Source organism: Dyadobacter psychrotolerans (assembly GCF_004349265.1).
GTDB lineage: Bacteria > Bacteroidota > Bacteroidia > Cytophagales > Spirosomataceae > Dyadobacter > Dyadobacter psychrotolerans.
Window position 1 is genome coordinate 347964 of record NZ_SMFL01000006.1, and the last position, 18448, is coordinate 366411.

Genomic DNA, 18448 nt, shown 5'->3' on the forward strand with positions numbered 1-18448 from the left:
TCAATAGCAGTAAAATACTGATATTTAATGAATTAACAGCAATACAATTCGTATAGATCAGCCAGACCCAATCGCTGCCTGCTAACCGCTAAAAGTCATTTTTATGAAATTATACAAAACAGAACACGGTATTTTACTTGAAAAAGAAGACCTTTTTTATCGCCTGCATGAATCAGACTGGGATTTGGTCGTAAACCGGGATGACTTGTATGAATGGCTTGAACTTCAGACCGAAAATTTAATTTCTCTTACTTTCACTGACGATATTCCTTTTCCTGAAATTCTGCCTCCAATTGGTTCACAGGAAGTTTGGGCTGCCGGTGTAACTTATTTCAGAAGCCGGACTGCACGGATGGAAGAGTCGGAAAAAGCAGGTGGAGGAAATTTTTATGACCGCGTATACGACGCAGACCGGCCGGAGCTCTTTTTTAAATCTACTGCCTGGCGTGTGGTGGGTAATCACGGAACGGTCCGTATCCGCAGAGATTCTACCTGGGACGTTCCGGAGCCGGAACTTACGTTATTTGCTACAACTTCGGGAACGCTGGTTGGCTACACAATTGGTAACGACATGAGTTCACGAAGCATTGAAGGGGAAAATCCGCTTTATCTGCCACAGGCTAAATCTTACACAGGAAGTACAGCTTTGGGTCCATGCCTTTATGTACCGGAAGAACCCTTGCCAGCGGATACAGTTATTGTTTTATCGATTATCCGTAACAATGAAGAAGTGTTTAACGGAGAAATTACTTTATCCCAAATGAAACGAAACCACAACGAATTGCTTGGGTTTCTTTACCGGGAGCTTTCCTTTCCACAGGGATGTTATCTGATGACCGGAACCGGCGTAATCCCTCCTTCAGATTTTACACTGCAAAAAGATGATATTGTACATATTACAATTGAACCGATTGGGACATTGACGAATGTGGTGGGATGATCACAAAAAAAGCAGGACCAAAAGCCCTGCTCAATTCATCCGATAGAATCCGGTTTGTTATGCTTTTCCAAATGTGGTAGATCCTATAAATGCTAAAACAATGCCTTTTACCAGGCCCACAAGCTTGTTTACAATGGAATTATCACTTGCTTCTTCATCTTCGCTTTGAAACAACGCAGCAGGACCTTGTTCCACAACCCGTTGGTTCAGTGTTACCACGCCGGATATTTTGTTTGCAAACTGGCTGGTGAGTGAAACCGCACGCTGACGATCCTGAGTAATTACAGCAGCTTTTACCACCACTTTTACAGGAGCAGCTTTTCTTGCAACCGCATGTCCGCTTGTTACACTGCGTTCTTTTCCTGCCTGAAGCTTTTTGTGAGCCACAAACATGTTGTGAGAATATCCGGTAGCTCCAGCCTGAAGGCTGAAAAGAACAAGAAGAGTGAGAAGTTTTATGGTTTTCATGGCTGTAATTTTTATAAGTCTTTTAGAAATGTCCTACTGAAAGTCGCTGTAACTAATTAACGATACAAATATATATGTTTTAGATGGTATCTTGCAATACATAGTACCTTGTTTTTAACTTTTTTTTAAATATTTTTTTTCTGACCCCTTATTTCCATCCATTTTGAGAACTTTCTCATTGTTTAAGAGATGGAAAATTATGATGAAAGGTTGCATGAAAAAAATAAATTACGCTGAACCGATGATTTTGATATACCAACTGTGCTATAAATGTGACGAAACAAAAAACACCGGAAGAAAAATCTCCCGGTGTCGGCTTCAAAATATTTAAGTATCGCTATTTCTCCCTGAAGAAAATCGTGATCGGAACCCCTGAAAAATCAAAGTTCTCCCGCATCCTGTTTTCCAGATAACGCAAATAGGGATCTTTCACATGCTTAGGGTTGCTACTGAAAAATACAAACGTAGGAGACGGCGTTGGCAACTGGATCATATATTTGATATTGATATACTTACCACGATCTGCCGGCGGCGGATATTTCTCAATTTCTTTCTGCATGATATCATTCAACTTCGAAGTCGTGATCTTCTTCGTTTTGTTCTGATATACTTCCATAGCCTTTTCCATTACCTGGTGAATCCGCTGTTTTTCAACAACAGAGGCAAATATGATTGGCATATAGTTCATCGGAGCAAGTCTTTCTAAAAGGCTTTTTTTGAAAGCATCGGCTGTTTTGGAATCCTTTTCTATCAAATCCCACTTATTAACCATAATCACAATACCTTTTTTGGCTTTGTCCGCCAGACCAATGATCGTCAGATCCTGACCTTCCAGCCCTAAGGTTGCATCCAGCAGAATGATACAAACATCGGATTCTTCCATTGCTTTCACTGAACGCAGCGTGGAATAATACTCGATATCCTCATTCACACGGGATTTGCGGCGTAATCCGGCGGTATCGGTCAGGATAAATTCCATTCCGTAGGCGTTGTAATGGGTATGTATGGCATCACGGGTTGTTCCGGCGATGTCCGTTACTATACTTCTGTCTGTCCCAGTTAAAACGTTCAGGAATGACGATTTCCCTACGTTCGGGCGGCCCATGATCGCAATCCTTGGTATACCTGCTTCCGGATCCTCAACACCCGCTGTCTCGAAATGTTTGATTACTGCATCCAGCAAGTCACCGGTCCCAAAACCGGTTTGGGCAGAAATAGCAAAAATTTCATCTCCAAGTCCAAGCTCATAAAATTCGGCTGCCGACTGATATCTTTCTGTTGTTTCCGCTTTGTTGGCAACCAGATAAACCGGTTTGTTGAAACGACGAAGAACGTTCGCAAAATCCTTGTCCAAATCTGTCAGCCCCGACATGGTATCCACCATAAACAAAACCACAGTTGATTCTTCCAGCGCAAGTTCGACCTGCTCTCTGATGGCTCCTTCAAAAATATCTTCTGAACCGACAACATAACCGCCGGTATCTATTACTGTAAAGTACTGATCTGTCCATTCACCGTATCCATAATGACGGTCACGGGTTACACCGCTCTGGTTATCCATGATCGCCTTCCTGCTCTCAGTAAGCCTGTTAAAAAGTGTAGATTTACCCACATTCGGGCGTCCTACAATCGATATAATATTTGCCATTTGTATAGCCTTTAAAAAATTTGATCCGGAAAGGAACGTTCCTTTCCTCCGTTTTTACTTATTTATTTTACTCTTCATATCCGAACTGGCGAAGCTTTCTTTCATTGCTTCTCCATTCCGGCTCCACTTTTACATATTGTTCAAGAAACACTTTTTTACCAAAAAACGCTTCCATATCTTCCCTAGCCTGCGTACCGATTTTTTTAAGCATTTCTCCTTTTTCACCGATGATAATACCTTTCTGACTTTTACGTTCAACCAGGATTTCGGCACGGATCACGATCATATCGTCACGTTCCTTAAATTCTGAAATAACCACTTCGGAGCTGTATGGAATTTCCTGGCGGTAGTTAAGAAAAATTTTTTCACGTACAATTTCAGAAGCAAAGAAACGCTCCGGCTTGTCAGTTAGTTCATCCTCATCGAAATACGGCGGGTGAAAAGGCAGGCGGGTGATCACCGCATCAAATAACGTCTGGATATTTGCGCTGTGCAGGGCAGAGATCGGAATGATAGCTGCGGGCTGAATTTCAGCTTCCCACTCATCTATTTTCCTTTTCACTTCCTCATCCGACGAAAGATCTATTTTATTTAAAACCACAATAACCGGTGACTGGGTTCTTTCCAGCAAAGGTATCACTTCATGGTTTGATGCCTTCTCTCCTACTTCTGTTACGAACAAAACCACATCCGCATCTTCCAGCGACCCTTTCACAAAGGTCATCATAGAATCATGCAGTTTATATGCAGGTTTTACAACGCCCGGCGTATCAGAGTAAACAAGCTGAAAAGGAATATCTTCATGTTTACCGTTAAGGATCCCCATGATGCGGTGACGGGTCGTTTGGGCTTTGGATGTGATGATAGACATTTTTTCTCCTACCAAAACATTCATTAATGTCGATTTACCAACATTGGGTTTTCCGATTATACTCACAAATCCCGCGCGATGGTTGCGGAGAGGAGTGCTATTTTCTACATTTTCAGTCATAATGATTTCTTTGTAATTCGTTGATCAAGGAGTAAAGTAGCTGGTAACAACGAAATGATCAGGGTTTTACAGTGAGCCTGTCGTCCAGCATACGATTGACATATTGCTGCGCAAAAGCCTTGACCTGTAATTCCATGGGGCCCTGTATGGCGGGTAACTTATCCTTCAAATTGTTTTTTAAAAGCTTATCCTGCTGATAATTATACAAACCTACGGTTTTCTGTCCATCAAATTGCAATAAATAAGGACCATTGAACCATTGATATACACCATCGTAGTTTACAGCAAAGTTAATCGGCGGCTTTTTGAATATATTTTTACCAAATGCGAAGTAAGGTTTATCATAATTCAGATACCCTAAAACGGATGGCATAATGTCAATTTGCTGCACCAGCGTAGACGAATCCCGGCCTGCAACTGTACTGTCTCCCGGAGAATAGAACAAGATTGGGATAGAAAAATTCCCTGCTGATGTTTGATATTCAGGATAATGCGCAAATGTTGCTGCGTGGTCTGCTGTAATTACGAATAAAGTATTGTTGTACCAGGGCATTGTTTTCGCCTTTGCAAAAAACTTCCTGAGTGCCTGGTCGGTATAACCCATCGTCTCATAAATCGGCAGCGGGCCGGTTGGAAATTTACCTTTGTACCACTCCGGAACTTTATAAGGGTCATGTGAGGAAACCGTGAACAGCGTACTCATAAAAGGCTGTCTAAAGGTATTCATCTTTTTTGCCCAAAACTGCATAAATTCTTCGTCCCAGATTCCCCATATTCCGTCATAATCCTCGTCATTGTCATATTCCGACTTCCCGTAATATTTTTCGACACCAATCAGATTTACAAAAGCCTGAAAACCCATTGACCCATTGGGCGCACCATGAAAAAATGAAGTTCCATACCCTTTTTCACGCAACAAACCGGGCAAACTTGGCAGCTTATTGTCGGTATAGCGCATGGTAACAAACGGCTCCTTAATTCCCGGAATACTGGTCAGCACGGAAGGTATCGCTTCAATGGACTTGGCTCCGTTGGCAAAGGAATACCAGTTAACCTTGCTGTGCTGCATCAGCGAATCGATAAAAGGCGTGTAACCATTGTAATTTCCATTATCCAGACCCCGGTTATAAGCCCCGACCATTTCCTTGCCAAAACTTTCCCAAATCAGTATCACAACGTTTTTAGGACGAAAAGCACCCTGTCCGATTTCCGGTGTATGTATCGGGTTAAAAATTTCACCGGCCTGCTGCTCTCCCGGGAAATAGCTGACACGCTCATAATCACTCCGGCGTATTGTTTTGTAGATACAGAATGGCGTATTTAAAACAATAAACATTTCCTTTGGGCGCTGTACATACTCGCCGGCATTACTCAAAGTAATAGGCCGGATGCTGTGCGCAAATCCTCCGCGCGCACCGGCAATAAATAACTTGACAGAAACCGCCAGTAATACGGAATGAATCAGAAAGAACATCCAAAGTGGAAATTTGCTTCGTTCACCTGCCTGCCAAATTTTTGTTATTTTGATGAGAAGTAAAACAAACAAAATCCAGATCACAGCCACATACCAGTAACGCACAATAAACCCTCCAAAAAGCAAACCAAGATTATCCTGATGAGAAAATTCTTTAAGGATGGTCCAGGTTGTCCGTTTTATAGTGAATCTATAATAGATAAAATCCATACAGTTTGCAGACAGCGCAATACTGTTGGTGATGATAAATAAATAATCCAGAAATTTTTGAAAGCCTTTCCTGTACTTAAAAGTAAAAGGAACGAGCATTAAAAAGATGTAGAGAATATTGGTATATAAAACGGCTACAATATCAAATTTAATCCCGCCTGTCAATAAACGGAGGCCAAACTCAAAAGTGATTCCGGGGAAAAAAGCAGTATTAAAAGCATAAAACAGAATGCGGCAGACCATGAACAAAGCCATAATCCATAATAATCGTATCAGCAGCACAGAGTGAATACGCTTCCCCAATCCGGAAGTATTCAATTGAAAATTCATATAAAAACAAATGGTGTCAGCGAAGCAGAAGAGGCATTGAAAAAAATACTTCCTAAACTTTTTACAAAAATAGTTGTTTTTACTGAAACATTTGTTGTATGTTTGCACTCCAATTCAACGACACCGCGGGATGGAGCAGTTGGTAGCTCGTTGGGCTCATAACCCAAAGGTCGCTGGTTCGAGTCCAGCTCCCGCTACGAAAAAAGAGGTCACTATCAAAAGATGGTGGCCTTTTTGCGTTTTACGCAGTTGATAAAACGTTGGCACGAAAGCGACTCATAAAACAATGGTCAATGGTTCGACGGGGCAGGCCGTCCTGGACAGCTCCCGCTACAAAGAAAAAGGTCACTATCGAAAGTGGTGGACTTTTTACAATTTCAAGCAATTCGTAAAAACGTTGGTACGGAACGCCGCCCGCTCATAACACAAAGGTCGGTGGTTCGACGGGGCAGGCCRTCCTGGACAGCTCCCGCTACRAARAAARAGGTCACTATCRAAAGATGGTGGCCTTTTTGCATTTTAGCTCGTTGCTAAAAACGTTGCACTTATAATACAAAGGTCGGTGGTCCGACGGGGCAGGCCATCCTGGACAGCTCCCGCTACGCCTTGGTACGAAAAAGTCTCATTCAATACACACGGTTAAGGTTCTGGTATGATTGTTTAATTCCCAGTGTTTTTGATGTTAAACTTTTCAACAAAGCGAATTATATGGAATCGACAATCAATTTTATTAAGGAAAAAATGCACGACGCTGGCGATAGCATAGAAGAAGTTCAGAACGTGGGTAACACAGAACGTATCATTTCCGTAGTTGCGGGAGCTCTTCTGACGTTCTATGGTATGCAGAAGAAAGAGACAATGTTGGGCAAAGGGTTAACCTTCGTTGGCGGCTTACTAATTACAAGAGGGACAACAGGTTTTTGTCCGGTTAACAAGGGCATTAACCGCAACAGTATTTTGGCATAAATAATATGTTCATCAATACAAAAAAAGCCCTGTAGGCAATTAGCTTACAGGGCTTTTCAGTTACAGGACCGAAATTCTATTATTTCTGAGAACCATTTCCAGGTTTTACGGGACTTGTCGTGCCAGGCGAAGTTGTATTACCTGGTCTTGTCGTATTTCCGGGACGGGTTGTGTTGCCTGGACGGGTTGTGCTACCTGGTACAGTCGTCGGACGTGTTGTACTGCCGGGAACTGTTGTACCGGGAATGACACTTCCGGGAGTTGTTGACGGATTCACTGTACCTGGCACCGAAGTCCCCGGCGTAGTAGATGGATATGTTGTTGTTCCCGGTGTTGTTGATGGTATTGTCGTTCCCTGCGTCGGATTGCTTGGCGTTGACGGATAGGTTGTTGTACCAGGCACTACTGTTCCCGGAATTGTTCCCGGCTGTGTCATACTACCCGGCACGGTTGATGGCTGGGTTGTACTTCCGGGTACTGTTGCAGGATAAGTATTTCCAGGCATTGTCGAAGGCTGAGTTGTTCCCGGAACTGTTGTACCCGGTACTGATGATGGCCTTGATGTTGAACTTGGAACCGTTGATGACGGTGTTGAACTACTAGGTACTGTTGTCTGCGCAAAAGCAGCAGATGATGCAATAATTGTAAGTGCTACGATATTTAATTTTATACTTTTCATGATTTCTGGTTTTTAAGTAATTGTTTATTATGATGATGAACCTAAAATAACCGTACCAGTAAATGGTTGATTATCTTACGTATAGTTCAAAAACCGGTAAATTTCGGTCCGTTTTTTTAACTTTTTTATTTAAAATTAAAAATTAAAAGAGCGCTATTTATTCAAATATTCCCGGACCGCTTTTGCTGACGTTCCAGCTGATTTAACAGCCTTTTGCAGCTCCTCTTCGGTGCATCCCAAGGCTTCAGTCCAGTAAGCCACTTCGTAATCTTCGTTCACGTTGATCCGGCTGCTATCCGCAGGCCCTCTCTTGGTTTTGTCGTCTGCCATATCTCAATCGATTTAGTGATGCCCGGTGTTATCAAAAATTATACCGGACAAAATCGGGATTATTGTTCACCAAAATGAGGGTATTTCAATCTGGCACAAAGTTTTAATTAAGCTAATTCCTTTATTATCCGGTCTTTATACTGATACATCATGAGTCTGGTACAATACAAAAAGAAACGTTCGTTCGACGACACGCCTGAACCAACCGCAGGAAAACCTGCTGATTCACAACTACGATTTGTCATCCAGAAACATCATGCTTCCAGGCTGCATTATGACTTTCGGCTTGAAATGGATGGAGTACTTAAAAGCTGGGCAGTACCTAAGGGTCCGTCAACAGATCCTTCCGTAAAAAGACTTGCCATGATGGTGGAAGACCATCCTTTTGACTACAAAGATTTTGAGGGCAGTATTCCAAAAGGAAACTATGGCGCAGGCACTGTCATTGTTTGGGATGAAGGCACATACGAACCGATTGAAAAGGCGGATAACAAAAAAGCAAGGGAAAAACTGCTTTTGAAACAGCTGAAAGAAGGTTCCCTAAAGTTTGTGCTAAAAGGGAAAAAACTAAATGGTGAATTTGCACTGGTACGGACGAAGGGCATGGAGGATAATGCCTGGCTGCTGATCAAACATAAAGACAAACATGCTTCTGATTCTGATATTACAAAAAAAGATAAATCTGTAAAGTCAAACAAAACACTTGAAGACGTAAAAGCTAATCCGGAGGATGTTTACGGACGTAATATAATTCAGCCCGGAAGTACTTTGAAGGATAAACCGGCAAACACAAAAGACGAAGCAAAACAAAAAATATCCGAACAGATTGAAAACGATGAGAATTCAGAAATTCCGGAACCAGCCAAAAAAGATGTTAAATCAATTTTAAAAAATGCTCCTGAAAAAGCATTTGATCTCGAAACAACACCAATGCTCGCAACTCTGGTTGACGCACCTTTTGATGAAGAAGGCTGGGAATACGAAGTTAAATGGGACGGATACCGCGCACTTGCCATTACTGATAAGAACAATGCTCAGCTTAAATCCAGAAATAATAAATCGTTTAACGACAAATTTTATCCTGTTTACGAGGCCATTCAGAAATGGAAAGTCAATGCTGTCGTGGACGGAGAAATCGTTGTTGTTAATGAAAAAGGTATTTCTGATTTTGGTTCTTTACAAAACTGGCGGAGTGAGGCAGACGGAGAATTGCTTTTTTATGTCTTTGATATACTCTGGCTTGACGGCAAAGACCTGACCGGACTTCCGCTTTACGAGCGAAAAGCCGTTTTACAAAGTACTATGCCCGAAGAAGGTTTGATTCGAAGCGGTTATAGTGTGGAAACAGACGGAACAGCATTTTTCGATGCGGCCAGGGAATTAGGGCTGGAAGGAATTATCGCGAAACGATCGGACAGTCTTTACCTGCCCGGAGCAAGGACTAAGGACTGGCTGAAAATTAAAATTAATAAACGGCAGGAAGTTGTAATTGCCGGATATACCAGAAACGAAGGTTCTTCCAAACATTTCAGTTCGCTTCTCCTGGGAGTTTACGAGAATGGAGATTTTGTCTACGTTGGTAAAGTAGGAACCGGTTTTAAGGACAAACAGCAAAAAGAAATGCTGGAGATGTTTAAACCACTGGTTACCGAAAAAAGTCCTTTCAACGAAACTCCCGACTATAATAAACCATCCAGATTCCGGCCCAATCCACCAAAAGCGAAAGCAACCTGGCTTAAACCGTCCATTGTTTGCGAAGTCAGTTTTGCCGAGATAACTTCCGATGGTGTCTTTCGTCATCCTTCTTTTGAAGGTTTGAGGGAAGATAAAAAGGCGAAAGATGTAATTCGGGAGACAGAAGCGGATGTTGAAGAAGTACTTGATAAGGACGAAAAAAAAGCCAAACATCCTATTATCAAACCACCAAAAGAAAAAACCAGACAAACACTTCTCAATCCAACGGAACAAACACAGGTTAGAAAAATTGACGGGAATGAATTGAAATTCTCAAATTTAAGTAAGGTATTCTGGCCAAAAGAGAAAATAACTAAGCGCGATCTGATTAACTATTACTATCAAGTTGCTCCATTTATTTTACCATACTTACTGAACCGGCCGATGTCTCTGAACCGGTTTCCAAACGGGATTCAAGGCAAAAGTTTTTACCAGAAAGATGTTACCGGAAAAGCGCCATCATGGATTGAACTGTTTCCTTACAGCAGTAATGACAAGGAGCAGAACAAAAATTACATGGTTTGCAAGGACGAAGCCAGTTTACTTTACATGGTCAATCAGGGATGTATTGATATCAATCCCTGGAACAGCCGGGTTGAGGCAGAGGATAATCCGGATTGGTGTATTCTCGACCTGGATCCGGACACGACCAATACCTTTGAACAGGTAATTTTAACCGCGCAAACGATAAAACAAATTCTTGACGACTCTAACATTCCCGGATATTGCAAAACCTCAGGATCAACAGGGATCCATATTTACATCCCGCTTGGTGCCAAATATAGCTATGATCAGTGTCAACTGTTTGCGAAATGGATAGCCATTCAGGCGCAGGAACAGCTTCCGGAATTTACCAGTATCGAGCGCATGACAAAAAACAGAAAAGACGAACTTTACATTGATTATCTTCAGAACAGACCCAAAGCAACACTTGCCGCCCCCTACTCTGTCCGTCCAAAACCGGGAGCAACAGTTTCTATGCCACTTCATTGGGATGAAGTCCAAAAGGGCTTACAGCTAAAAGATTTTACTATTTCCAACGCTTTGGAAAGGTTACAAAAAGAAGGTGACATCTTCAAACCAGTGCTTGGAGAAGGTATAAATCTGGCTAAAATATTAGGTGATATGGCTGGATAGTTATTTTTTTCAACTTAAAACAATTTATTTTTTGTGCCAAAACAACACAAAATCAGCTTTTATAAAGTCATCTTATTGATACACTGACATAATAAAGTTTGCAAATTTTGTCTTAATGATAAATTTATCTACCTTTGCAAGCCAAAATTACGGGTCAAAGAGATTTTATATAGGCAATAATTTGATAATGAGATGAAACGTACCTTTCAACCTTCGAATCGCAAGAGGAGAAATAAGCACGGATTCCGTGAAAGAATGTCTACGGCAAATGGCCGCAATGTTGTTGCTGCCCGTCGCAAAAAAGGCCGTTGGAAATTAACGGTTTCTGACGAAAAACGTCATAAGCAATAATTAAGGTTTAAAGTTTGAGTAGGAAGGTTATTTCAGCAAATTTTTTTGTTGAAGAAAGCCTGTTTGGAACTCCAATCTTACACCGTCTGATTCGTTAGATTTTTCTGACAGATCAGACGCTTTTTTTCTGCAAAAACTTGAAACAAAAATTTGGAAAAAATGAGCGTCTTTGTGATCCTCGTTTAATCGGAAAGCTTTTTAAAAGAGGTAGTTCGGATGTTCAGACGTTCTACCTCTTTCCTTTTCGGGTGCTTTATATTTACGATAAAGAAAATCCCCCGTCATTTCCTCAGGTCCTTTTTTCAGTTTCTAAAAAACAGTTTAAAAAAGCTGTTGACCGAAACCTGATCCGCCGCCGCTGTCGCGAGGCATACCGCCTCAACAAACAATCCCTGGTGACTTCCCCTCCGGAGTCGCGCCCATCGTACATTGCTTTTTTGTATCTTGCAAAAGAAATAACAACTTACGACGTTATTGAACCGGCTATGAAGCAAACCCTCAAGAAATTGGGTAAAGTGCCTCCTGCCCTTCTTAAATCGCAAACCGATAATTCCTGATATAGATGAAAAAGTATTTTCGCTCCATCTGGCTCGCCGTGCCGGTTGTAGTTGGCCTGGCCTTTGTTTCTTTTCGCCAGGATGACCGCCTTTTTGAAATTGCACGAAATCTGGACATTTACGCTACGCTTTTCAAGGAATTGAATGCCTATTACGTAGATGAAATCAATCCAAACCAGCTCATCAAAACCAGTATAGACAATATGTTAAGGACACTTGATCCTTATACGGTTTACTATGCTGAGGATGATATTGAGGATTATATGACAATGACGACCGGAAAATACAACGGAATCGGAGCGGTTGTCAATTCTGCTGAGGGAAAACATACGGTAATGATGGTATATGAAGATACGCCTGCGCAAAAAGCGGGTTTACAGCTGGGGGACGAAATTGTTAAAATTAACGGGACCGAACTTTCCAATAAAGAAGACTTTGATACAGGAAAACTGTTAAAAGGACAAACACAAACCAGTCTGACGCTAACCATTAAGCGTTACGGAATTACCAAACCTCTTGAAGTTACTTTAAACCGGGATATCGTGAAGGTAACAAATGTGCCTTATTATGGTATGCTGAGCGAAGATGTTGGTTATATCGATCTGAAAGATTTTACTGCAACTGCATCACGTGAAGTTAAAACTGCTTTTCAGGAATTGAAGGCAAAAGGAATGAAATCAGTAGTGCTGGATTTGCGTGATAATCCGGGCGGGCTGCTAAACATGGCTATCGAAATTTCCAATGTGTTTATTCCAAAAGGAGAAGAAATCGTTTCGACAAAAGGAAAAGTAACAGAGTGGAACAAGACCTACACTGCATTCAATCCTGCTCTTGATATTGAAATTCCGGTAGCAGTTATTACCAACAATCGCAGTGCTTCCGCAGCAGAAATTGTAGCCGGGGTTATCCAGGATTACGACAGAGGCGTATTGATCGGTCAGCGTACTTATGGAAAAGGATTGGTACAAACCACCAGAGACCTTTCTTATAATACCAAAATGAAAATTACTACTGCCAAATATTATATTCCAAGCGGCAGATGTATTCAGGCTATCGATTACAGCCATCGTAATGAAGACGGAAGTGTAGGTAAAATTTCGGACTCCCTGATGACTGCCTTTAAAACCCGTAACGGACGTACTGTTTACGATGGCGGAGGTATCTTGCCGGATATTATAACGGAAAAAGAAAATTATTCACCACTGGCATCTTCACTTGGACGCAACCGCCTGTTCTTTGATTACGCTGTAAAATATCATTTCGAGCACCCGACCATTAAACCTGCCAAAGAATTTCACCTGACGGACAGCGATTACGCAGCTTTTGTAAAATGGCTTTCCGACAAGGAATATGATTACACGACGCAGGTTGAAAGAGATCTGAACGACCTGGAAGCATCGGCGAAAAAGGAAAAATCGATTGATGTCATCGGCGAGCAGTTAAAAGCACTAAGATCAAAACTATCCCACAGTAAGGATAATGATCTTCAGATTGCAAAAGCAGAGATAAAGAAAATACTGGAAGCTGAGGTAATCAAACATTATTATCTGGAAAAAGGCATGAGAGAAGCTTCCTTCAACGAGGATACCGAAGTCAAAGCTGCACTTGCACTGTTTAAAGACACGAACCGGTACAATGAAATCCTGAAAGGGAAAAAGAACTAATGTTTGGTTAACAGTAGAACAGTTTTTAGTTTACCGTAGTTAGTTCAAAGTATAGAAACACGATAAATCATAAGGAAAATTAAAAGGCACTAAACGCCTAAACTTGATGAAAGTAGCAGCCTCCCGGCTGTGAACTAAACACTGAAAACTTTGAACTTCTGCAATGCGCTTATTAAGTATTGATACTTCCACAAGAGGCTGCTCGGTAGCGGTGCACGAGAACGGTGTTTTGCTTGCGGGATATGATCTTTATACCGACAAATCATCCTCTGCGATGCTTACCACACTGATGAAAAATGCAGTGGAACATGCTGGTTTCGCGCTTCATGATCTCGATGCTGTGGTAGTTGCAAAAGGTCCGGGATCTTACACCGGTTTGCGTGTAGGCGCCTCCACTGCGAAAGGACTCTGCTACGCTCTGGACAAACCTTTAATCGCAATTAATACACTGGAAGCGATGGCACATCAGGTTATTCCTTTCTTTTCAGGAGAGACGCTGTTTTGTCCGATGATCGATGCGCGGCGAATGGAAGTTTATGCCGCGGTTTTTAGTTCTGATGGTTCTGTTGTGCAGGAAACAAAGGCCATTATTATGGATGAACATTCCTTCGGAGACCTGTTAAAAGATCGAAGGGTCGTTTTTTTCGGAGATGGAGCTGCGAAATGCAAAGCATTGCTTGCAGATGATTCGAATGCTATTTTTCTTAACGAAGAAATTCGTCCTTCTGCGCGAACCGTTGGCAGTCTTGCTTTTAAGTCATTTACAGAAAATAATTTTGAAGATCTGGCCACCTTTGAGCCCTATTATCTGAAAGATTTTATGAGCCCTCCTTCCCGAAAAGCGGCATTGACCGTCTGACAAATCAATATTTACTTCCTTCGGTTCAAAACAAACTCTTTCTTTTTGGTGTTGTAATCCTGAATCGAAAATTCAAAAGAAATGGAAACCGAAGAAATTATCAATCGTGTAGCAACCAGTGGCATTATTTCACTGGATCTTGAAGAACTTTATCATCCGGGAGAAAGAATTGTCTACGACATGAAGGACAATCTGTTTCAGGGAATGATTTTACGTGAAAAAGACTTCCGGGAATTTTTAAAGGTACATGACTGGTCTCAGTATCAGGAAAAAAACGTAGCCATCGTCTGTTCGGAAGATGCAATCGTTCCTACCTGGGCGTACATGCTGCTGGCGATTCAACTGGAACCGTTCGCGAATGCGGTTGTTTTTGGTGATTTAAATGTTTTGGAAGATAAGCTGTTTTCCGCAGCTATTCAGAAAATAGATGCAGAGGAATACCGTGGTAAACGTGTTGTTATAAAAGGATGCAGCAAATTTCCTGTACCGATTTCTGCGTATGTTGAGATAACAACATTATTGAAACCTGTTGCCCAAAGCCTGATGTTTGGCGAACCCTGCAGCACGGTTCCATTATACAAAAAACCTAAGAACTGATTTCTTCTACTGAAATAACCTCATCTGCCAGCAATTTAAAGCTCATGCGGTGATAGGAGCATGTTCCATGTTCGCGGATTGCCCGGCGGTGATGCAAAGTCGGATACCCGACATTGCTTTCCCAGCCATAATGCGGAAAACGAAGACCCAAATCCGACATCAGTTCATCTCTGTAATTTTTAGCAAGAACAGACGCGGCAGCTATTGACAGATAATGTGCATCTCCCTGGATGATACACGTATGCGGGATCATAGGATAAGGTGTAAAACGGTTTCCGTCTACCAGCAAGTGTTCAGGGCGGACATGCAGTTTATCCACTGCGCGGTGCATGGCCAGAAAACTTGCCTTCAGGATATTAATTTTATCAATTTCGAGATTATCCACTTCTGCCACGGCATATGCTATTGCTTCACGAATAATTTCCTTTTCGAGTTCAACCCGCTGTAATTTAGACAGTTGCTTAGAGTCATTGAGATAAAGATGGGTATAATCTCTTGGAAGAATTACTGCGGCAGCAACCACCGGTCCTGCCAGACATCCCCTTCCTACCTCATCCAGGCCTGCTTCAACAGCATCTATATTGTAATATGATTTAAGCATCTTAGTCTTCAAGAATGTTGGCCATAAAAGTACTTTTTGTCCCGATTGCGATCAGCAAAAACAGAACAGCCCAGTACAGATAAACCCGATAAAAATCACTGATGTCCCGCGAAACGACGTTCCGGGATTTAACCTTTTCGATCTGATCGATCTGGTTAAAAACCGCGCCCAGCGCCTTGTTATCCGTTGCACGAAAATACTTCCCTTTTCCTAAACCTGCAATATTCTGAAGTTCGTTTTCATCCACTGCTGCGGTTGAAATGTTCAGAGAATCAGAGGACGACTTCTTTTTAACAGTTCCGACAGAAATGGTATAAACTTTAACTCCGAAAGCTTTTGCCAGTTGAGTTGCTGTTGTTGGGTCAAGGTTACCGGAAGTATTGTCTCCGTCGCTGATCAGTATCGCCACTTTGCTGTCGCCCTGGGTTTCACGCATCCTGTTTACGGCAACGGCCAGTGCGCTTCCGATGGCCGTTCCGGCGGTAGGGATCATATCCGGTTTAATTTCATCCAGAAAACCATAGAGCAATTCATAATCTGTCGTCAGCGGGCAAAGCGAAACAGCCTCTCCCGCAAAAATGATCAGACCAATGCGATCCTGTAAACGTCCTTTAATAAATTGTCGTGCAACCTGCTTGGCAGCTTCCAGCCTGTTTGGGCTCAAATCTTTTTCCATCATGGAATCTGAAATATCCATCAAGAGCATAATGTCTATCCCCTCCGAAAAACGATCCGTACGTTCAGAAATAATCTGTGGCCGGGCAAGAGCCGTCAACATAAGGCAAATTGCCAATCCTACACATACGGGCTGCACAAAACGAAGTAATGTCAGCCAGTTTCTTCCCTGATTTACCGAGTGAAAGGTGATGACAAGCCGTTGTTTATGCTTTCGGTGAAAAGCATTCCGAAGCCAAAACAAAAGAGGCACAAATGGTATCAGGTATAAAAAGTAGGGATACACCCATTCGTATGACCGCAAAATGTCATATCCAAACCACTTTAAAGAAAACCATTGCTCCATAAATTAAGGTAGGGGATTATCCAGGATCTGCCTGCGCTTGCTGCGGTACAACCGGGTAGCCCCGCTTTTTAAAACTTCCAGAAAAACATCCATGTTTTTGGATTTCACCTGCCCGTAAATAATTCCATCCATATTTTTCAGTGCTTCTGCTAAAGCGTCATCCGGCATGTTGTCCATAATTTCCCTGGTAGTGTAAGTTGCAAAAGGCTTTTTTTCCAGCCTTTCCAGGTAATTTTTCCAAACGATGATCGCACTTTCAGCGTCTTTGATATTATTTTTTTCTCTTGCATTCCGGAGCAGCCGATTAAAAGAGCGGAGATATTCAAAATGACGTCTCTGAAGTTTTATCAGCCTCCATTGTTTATAAATATCCTTTCCAAAAACCCAGTAAATGGCACCTGTTACACCGATAATCAGTGCCAGAGAACCGATTAATATTGAAAAATTAAATTCGCTGCTTAACGGAATGAGTGCTGTTTCAGGTCGTAAAGCATTTGGTTTACTGACCGGATCTATGTTGCTTTTTTTTAGAAAAATAGAATCCCTGGCTGTAAAAACTGTTGTGCAGTCCTTTTTCTCATAAACGTAAATCGGTACGCGTAATACCTGAGAGGGAGAAACATCAAAAGTAACCAGCTGATAAATGGCACTGTCCAGCGTTATTTTTCCGGCTTCATCTGTGCTTGAAGGAAAACTCTTGCGGGAAATAATTTCAAATGGTGAATAATTAAAAGAAGAATCGGGAAAGAAAACCTCCTTTGCCGGTGCATGGCGGCAGCTCAAAGTATATAAAAAGGGTTTACCTACCTCGATGCTGTCTGTCAGGAATTTGCCTTTAACACTGACTTTTTGCGCCGAAACAGGGTTTGCTGCTACTATAAAAAGTACGCAAACGAATCTTAAGCTTACTGCATTCAGGAACCTTTGATAGGGTCGTTTTTCAATCCGCATGGACAAAAAGTAATCCATCACAGTTATCAGAATCCTTTTTAAGCGCATTTTATAATGACGGTGCTGCTGTTTTTGAATAACGGCGGACCTTAAATAAATGGATAAGGCCGGGAACATAATCTTCCTGGGTGTTAATGGCAATGTAATCCGCTCTGTTTTGATGACATATTTTCTCTAATTCCGAACTTCTTTTTTTAAAACGGCCGGCCATATCTTCACGATATTCCTTGGAAGAAGTATTTACCCAGACAGTACTTTGCTTTTCAGCATCATAAAGCGGAATGATACCCAGGCTCGGCAGATTTGTTTCCCTTACATCATATAAATGAATGACAATGACATCATGCTTGCGACAGAGTGCTTTCAGGTTATGATGATAGTTCTGGTCAATAAAATCGGAGATCAGAAATACAAGGCTGCGGCGCCTGAGGACGTTTAATGTTACTAAAATCGCTTCACCAATATTGGTCTGTGCGGAAGCGGGAATTAGTTTATACAATTCAGAAATAACGCCATAAGCATGCTTCATTCCGTCAGATGGCCTGAAGTACCTTTCATTTCTATCCGAAAAACAAAGTAATCCCACTCTTGTGGCTTCCTGAATTGCAGACAATGTCAGCACGCCGCAAATTTCCTTAGCTATATCAATTTTAAGTTTTTTAATTTCTCCAACCTGCTGGGAAGCACTCACATCCAGCATGAAAAAGGCCGTTTGTTCTTTATCTTCCTTAAATATCTTTACAAAAGTACCATGTCCCTTTGCCGAAGTATTCCAGTCAATCGCCCGTACATCGTCTCCATACTGGTAGAGGCGAAGGTCATCAAATTCAAGACCCGAACCTTTAAATACAGAATGAAAGTTGCCATGGCGTTCACTGGTAACAGCTTTTCGCATGCGTATTTCGTACTTCCGAAGTTTGCTCAAAAACTGTGTAAACAT

At 41.8% G+C, this 18448-nt stretch carries 18 protein-coding genes and 1 tRNA gene; 9 read left to right on the top strand and 10 right to left on the bottom strand.

Annotated elements, in window-relative coordinates; all coding sequences use genetic code 11:
* Positions 1-103: 103 nt before the first annotated feature.
* Positions 104-940, top strand: a complete 837-nt coding sequence (locus E0F88_RS18590; protein WP_131959768.1) for a fumarylacetoacetate hydrolase family protein — start codon at positions 104-106, stop codon at positions 938-940.
* Between the two features lie 57 nt (positions 941-997).
* Here the strand turns inward: E0F88_RS18590 and E0F88_RS18595 are convergent, their stop codons facing one another.
* The 4 genes from E0F88_RS18595 to E0F88_RS18610 all read right to left on the bottom strand — a co-directional run bounded on the left by E0F88_RS18595 (position 998) and on the right by E0F88_RS18610 (position 6061).
* On the bottom strand, positions 998-1408 hold the full coding sequence (locus E0F88_RS18595) for a hypothetical protein (protein WP_131959769.1): 411 nt from the start codon (positions 1406-1408) through the stop codon (positions 998-1000).
* A gap of 337 nt (positions 1409-1745) precedes the next feature.
* Positions 1746-3056: a ribosome biogenesis GTPase Der gene (der, locus tag E0F88_RS18600; protein WP_131959770.1), complete on the bottom strand. Its 1311-nt coding sequence runs from the start codon at positions 3054-3056 to the stop codon at positions 1746-1748.
* Between the two features lie 67 nt (positions 3057-3123).
* Complete coding sequence (gene era / locus E0F88_RS18605) at positions 3124-4047, bottom strand: GTPase Era (RefSeq protein WP_131959771.1); 924 nt, start codon at positions 4045-4047, stop codon at positions 3124-3126.
* A 58-nt stretch (positions 4048-4105) separates the two neighbouring features.
* Positions 4106-6061, bottom strand: a complete 1956-nt coding sequence (locus E0F88_RS18610) for an LTA synthase family protein (protein WP_131959772.1) — start codon at positions 6059-6061, stop codon at positions 4106-4108.
* Between the two features lie 124 nt (positions 6062-6185).
* On the opposite strand from E0F88_RS18610, the gene E0F88_RS18615 reads away from it, so the two are divergent.
* Both E0F88_RS18615 and E0F88_RS18620 read left to right on the top strand, forming a co-directional pair.
* Positions 6186-6258, top strand: a tRNA-Met gene (locus tag E0F88_RS18615).
* A 511-nt stretch (positions 6259-6769) separates the two neighbouring features.
* Complete coding sequence (locus E0F88_RS18620; RefSeq protein ID WP_131959773.1) at positions 6770-7027, top strand: YgaP family membrane protein; 258 nt, start codon at positions 6770-6772, stop codon at positions 7025-7027.
* 79 nt (positions 7028-7106) lie between these two features.
* On the opposite strand, the gene E0F88_RS34325 is transcribed toward E0F88_RS18620, so the two are convergent.
* Both E0F88_RS34325 and E0F88_RS18630 read right to left on the bottom strand, forming a co-directional pair.
* Positions 7107-7706 carry a hypothetical protein gene (locus tag E0F88_RS34325; protein ID WP_165940103.1) on the bottom strand — a complete coding sequence of 200 codons (600 nt, stop codon included), beginning with the start codon at positions 7704-7706 and terminating at the stop codon, positions 7107-7109.
* A 153-nt stretch (positions 7707-7859) separates the two neighbouring features.
* Positions 7860-8036, bottom strand: coding sequence for a DUF3606 domain-containing protein (locus tag E0F88_RS18630; protein WP_131959774.1), 177 nt, complete (start codon positions 8034-8036; stop codon positions 7860-7862).
* Positions 8037-8186: 150 nt separating this feature from the next.
* Here E0F88_RS18630 and ligD point away from each other — a divergent pair, with 150 nt between their 5' ends.
* The 6 genes from ligD to E0F88_RS18660 all read left to right on the top strand — a co-directional run bounded on the left by ligD (position 8187) and on the right by E0F88_RS18660 (position 14935).
* Entirely contained in the window at positions 8187-10907 is a 2721-nt protein-coding gene (ligD, locus tag E0F88_RS18635; RefSeq protein ID WP_131959775.1) for a DNA ligase D, read from the top strand.
* 192 nt (positions 10908-11099) lie between these two features.
* Positions 11100-11258, top strand: coding sequence for a 50S ribosomal protein L34 (gene rpmH / locus E0F88_RS18640; RefSeq protein ID WP_131959776.1), 159 nt, complete (start codon positions 11100-11102; stop codon positions 11256-11258).
* 137 nt (positions 11259-11395) lie between these two features.
* Entirely contained in the window at positions 11396-11815 is a 420-nt protein-coding gene (locus tag E0F88_RS18645) for a ribonuclease P protein component (RefSeq protein ID WP_131959777.1), read from the top strand.
* A 5-nt stretch (positions 11816-11820) separates the two neighbouring features.
* Entirely contained in the window at positions 11821-13479 is a 1659-nt protein-coding gene (locus E0F88_RS18650) for a S41 family peptidase (protein ID WP_131959778.1), read from the top strand.
* 163 nt (positions 13480-13642) lie between these two features.
* The gene (gene tsaB / locus E0F88_RS18655; RefSeq protein WP_131959779.1) at positions 13643-14338 is read left to right on the top strand and encodes a tRNA (adenosine(37)-N6)-threonylcarbamoyltransferase complex dimerization subunit type 1 TsaB; all 696 of its coding nucleotides are present in this window, start codon (positions 13643-13645) and stop codon (positions 14336-14338) included.
* An 81-nt stretch (positions 14339-14419) separates the two neighbouring features.
* Complete coding sequence (locus E0F88_RS18660) at positions 14420-14935, top strand: DUF2480 family protein (RefSeq protein ID WP_131959780.1); 516 nt, start codon at positions 14420-14422, stop codon at positions 14933-14935.
* Here the strand turns inward: E0F88_RS18660 and rnhB are convergent.
* The 4 genes from rnhB to E0F88_RS18680 are packed head-to-tail and all read right to left on the bottom strand — an operon-like array spanning position 14925 to position 18448.
* Positions 14925-15536 (bottom strand): ribonuclease HII, encoded by a 612-nt coding sequence (gene rnhB / locus E0F88_RS18665; protein WP_131959781.1) that lies wholly within the window; start codon positions 15534-15536, stop codon positions 14925-14927. The two genes, E0F88_RS18660 and rnhB, sit on opposite strands and share 11 nt — an antisense overlap.
* 1 nt (position 15537) lies before the next feature.
* Positions 15538-16557: a VWA domain-containing protein gene (locus E0F88_RS18670; protein WP_131959782.1), complete on the bottom strand. Its 1020-nt coding sequence runs from the start codon at positions 16555-16557 to the stop codon at positions 15538-15540.
* A gap of 3 nt (positions 16558-16560) precedes the next feature.
* Positions 16561-17556: a hypothetical protein gene (locus tag E0F88_RS18675; protein WP_229213820.1), complete on the bottom strand. Its 996-nt coding sequence runs from the start codon at positions 17554-17556 to the stop codon at positions 16561-16563.
* Between the two features lies 1 nt (position 17557).
* Entirely contained in the window at positions 17558-18448 is an 891-nt protein-coding gene (locus E0F88_RS18680; RefSeq protein WP_131959783.1) for a DUF58 domain-containing protein, read from the bottom strand.

Excerpts from the sequence above, each read along its gene's own strand:
- E0F88_RS18590 (WP_131959768.1), top strand. The coding sequence starts at position 104 with ATGAAATTATACAAAACAGAACACGGTATTTTACTTGAAAAAGAAGAC.
- E0F88_RS18595 (WP_131959769.1), bottom strand. The coding sequence starts at position 1,408 with ATGAAAACCATAAAACTTCTCACTCTTCTTGTTCTTTTCAGCCTTCAG.
- der (WP_131959770.1), bottom strand. The coding sequence starts at position 3,056 with ATGGCAAATATTATATCGATTGTAGGACGCCCGAATGTGGGTAAATCT.
- era (WP_131959771.1), bottom strand. The coding sequence starts at position 4,047 with ATGACTGAAAATGTAGAAAATAGCACTCCTCTCCGCAACCATCGCGCG.
- E0F88_RS18610 (WP_131959772.1), bottom strand. The coding sequence starts at position 6,061 with ATGAATTTTCAATTGAATACTTCCGGATTGGGGAAGCGTATTCACTCT.
- E0F88_RS18620 (WP_131959773.1), top strand. The coding sequence starts at position 6,770 with ATGGAATCGACAATCAATTTTATTAAGGAAAAAATGCACGACGCTGGC.
- E0F88_RS34325 (WP_165940103.1), bottom strand. The coding sequence starts at position 7,706 with ATGAAAAGTATAAAATTAAATATCGTAGCACTTACAATTATTGCATCA.
- E0F88_RS18630 (WP_131959774.1), bottom strand. The coding sequence starts at position 8,036 with ATGGCAGACGACAAAACCAAGAGAGGGCCTGCGGATAGCAGCCGGATC.
- ligD (WP_131959775.1), top strand. The coding sequence starts at position 8,187 with ATGAGTCTGGTACAATACAAAAAGAAACGTTCGTTCGACGACACGCCT.
- rpmH (WP_131959776.1), top strand. The coding sequence starts at position 11,100 with ATGAAACGTACCTTTCAACCTTCGAATCGCAAGAGGAGAAATAAGCAC.
- E0F88_RS18650 (WP_131959778.1), top strand. The coding sequence starts at position 11,821 with ATGAAAAAGTATTTTCGCTCCATCTGGCTCGCCGTGCCGGTTGTAGTT.
- tsaB (WP_131959779.1), top strand. The coding sequence starts at position 13,643 with ATGCGCTTATTAAGTATTGATACTTCCACAAGAGGCTGCTCGGTAGCG.
- E0F88_RS18660 (WP_131959780.1), top strand. The coding sequence starts at position 14,420 with ATGGAAACCGAAGAAATTATCAATCGTGTAGCAACCAGTGGCATTATT.
- rnhB (WP_131959781.1), bottom strand. The coding sequence starts at position 15,536 with ATGCTTAAATCATATTACAATATAGATGCTGTTGAAGCAGGCCTGGAT.
- E0F88_RS18670 (WP_131959782.1), bottom strand. The coding sequence starts at position 16,557 with ATGGAGCAATGGTTTTCTTTAAAGTGGTTTGGATATGACATTTTGCGG.
- E0F88_RS18675 (WP_229213820.1), bottom strand. The coding sequence starts at position 17,556 with ATGCGCTTAAAAAGGATTCTGATAACTGTGATGGATTACTTTTTGTCC.
- E0F88_RS18680 (WP_131959783.1), bottom strand. The coding sequence starts at position 18,448 with ATGTTTACACAGTTTTTGAGCAAACTTCGGAAGTACGAAATACGCATG.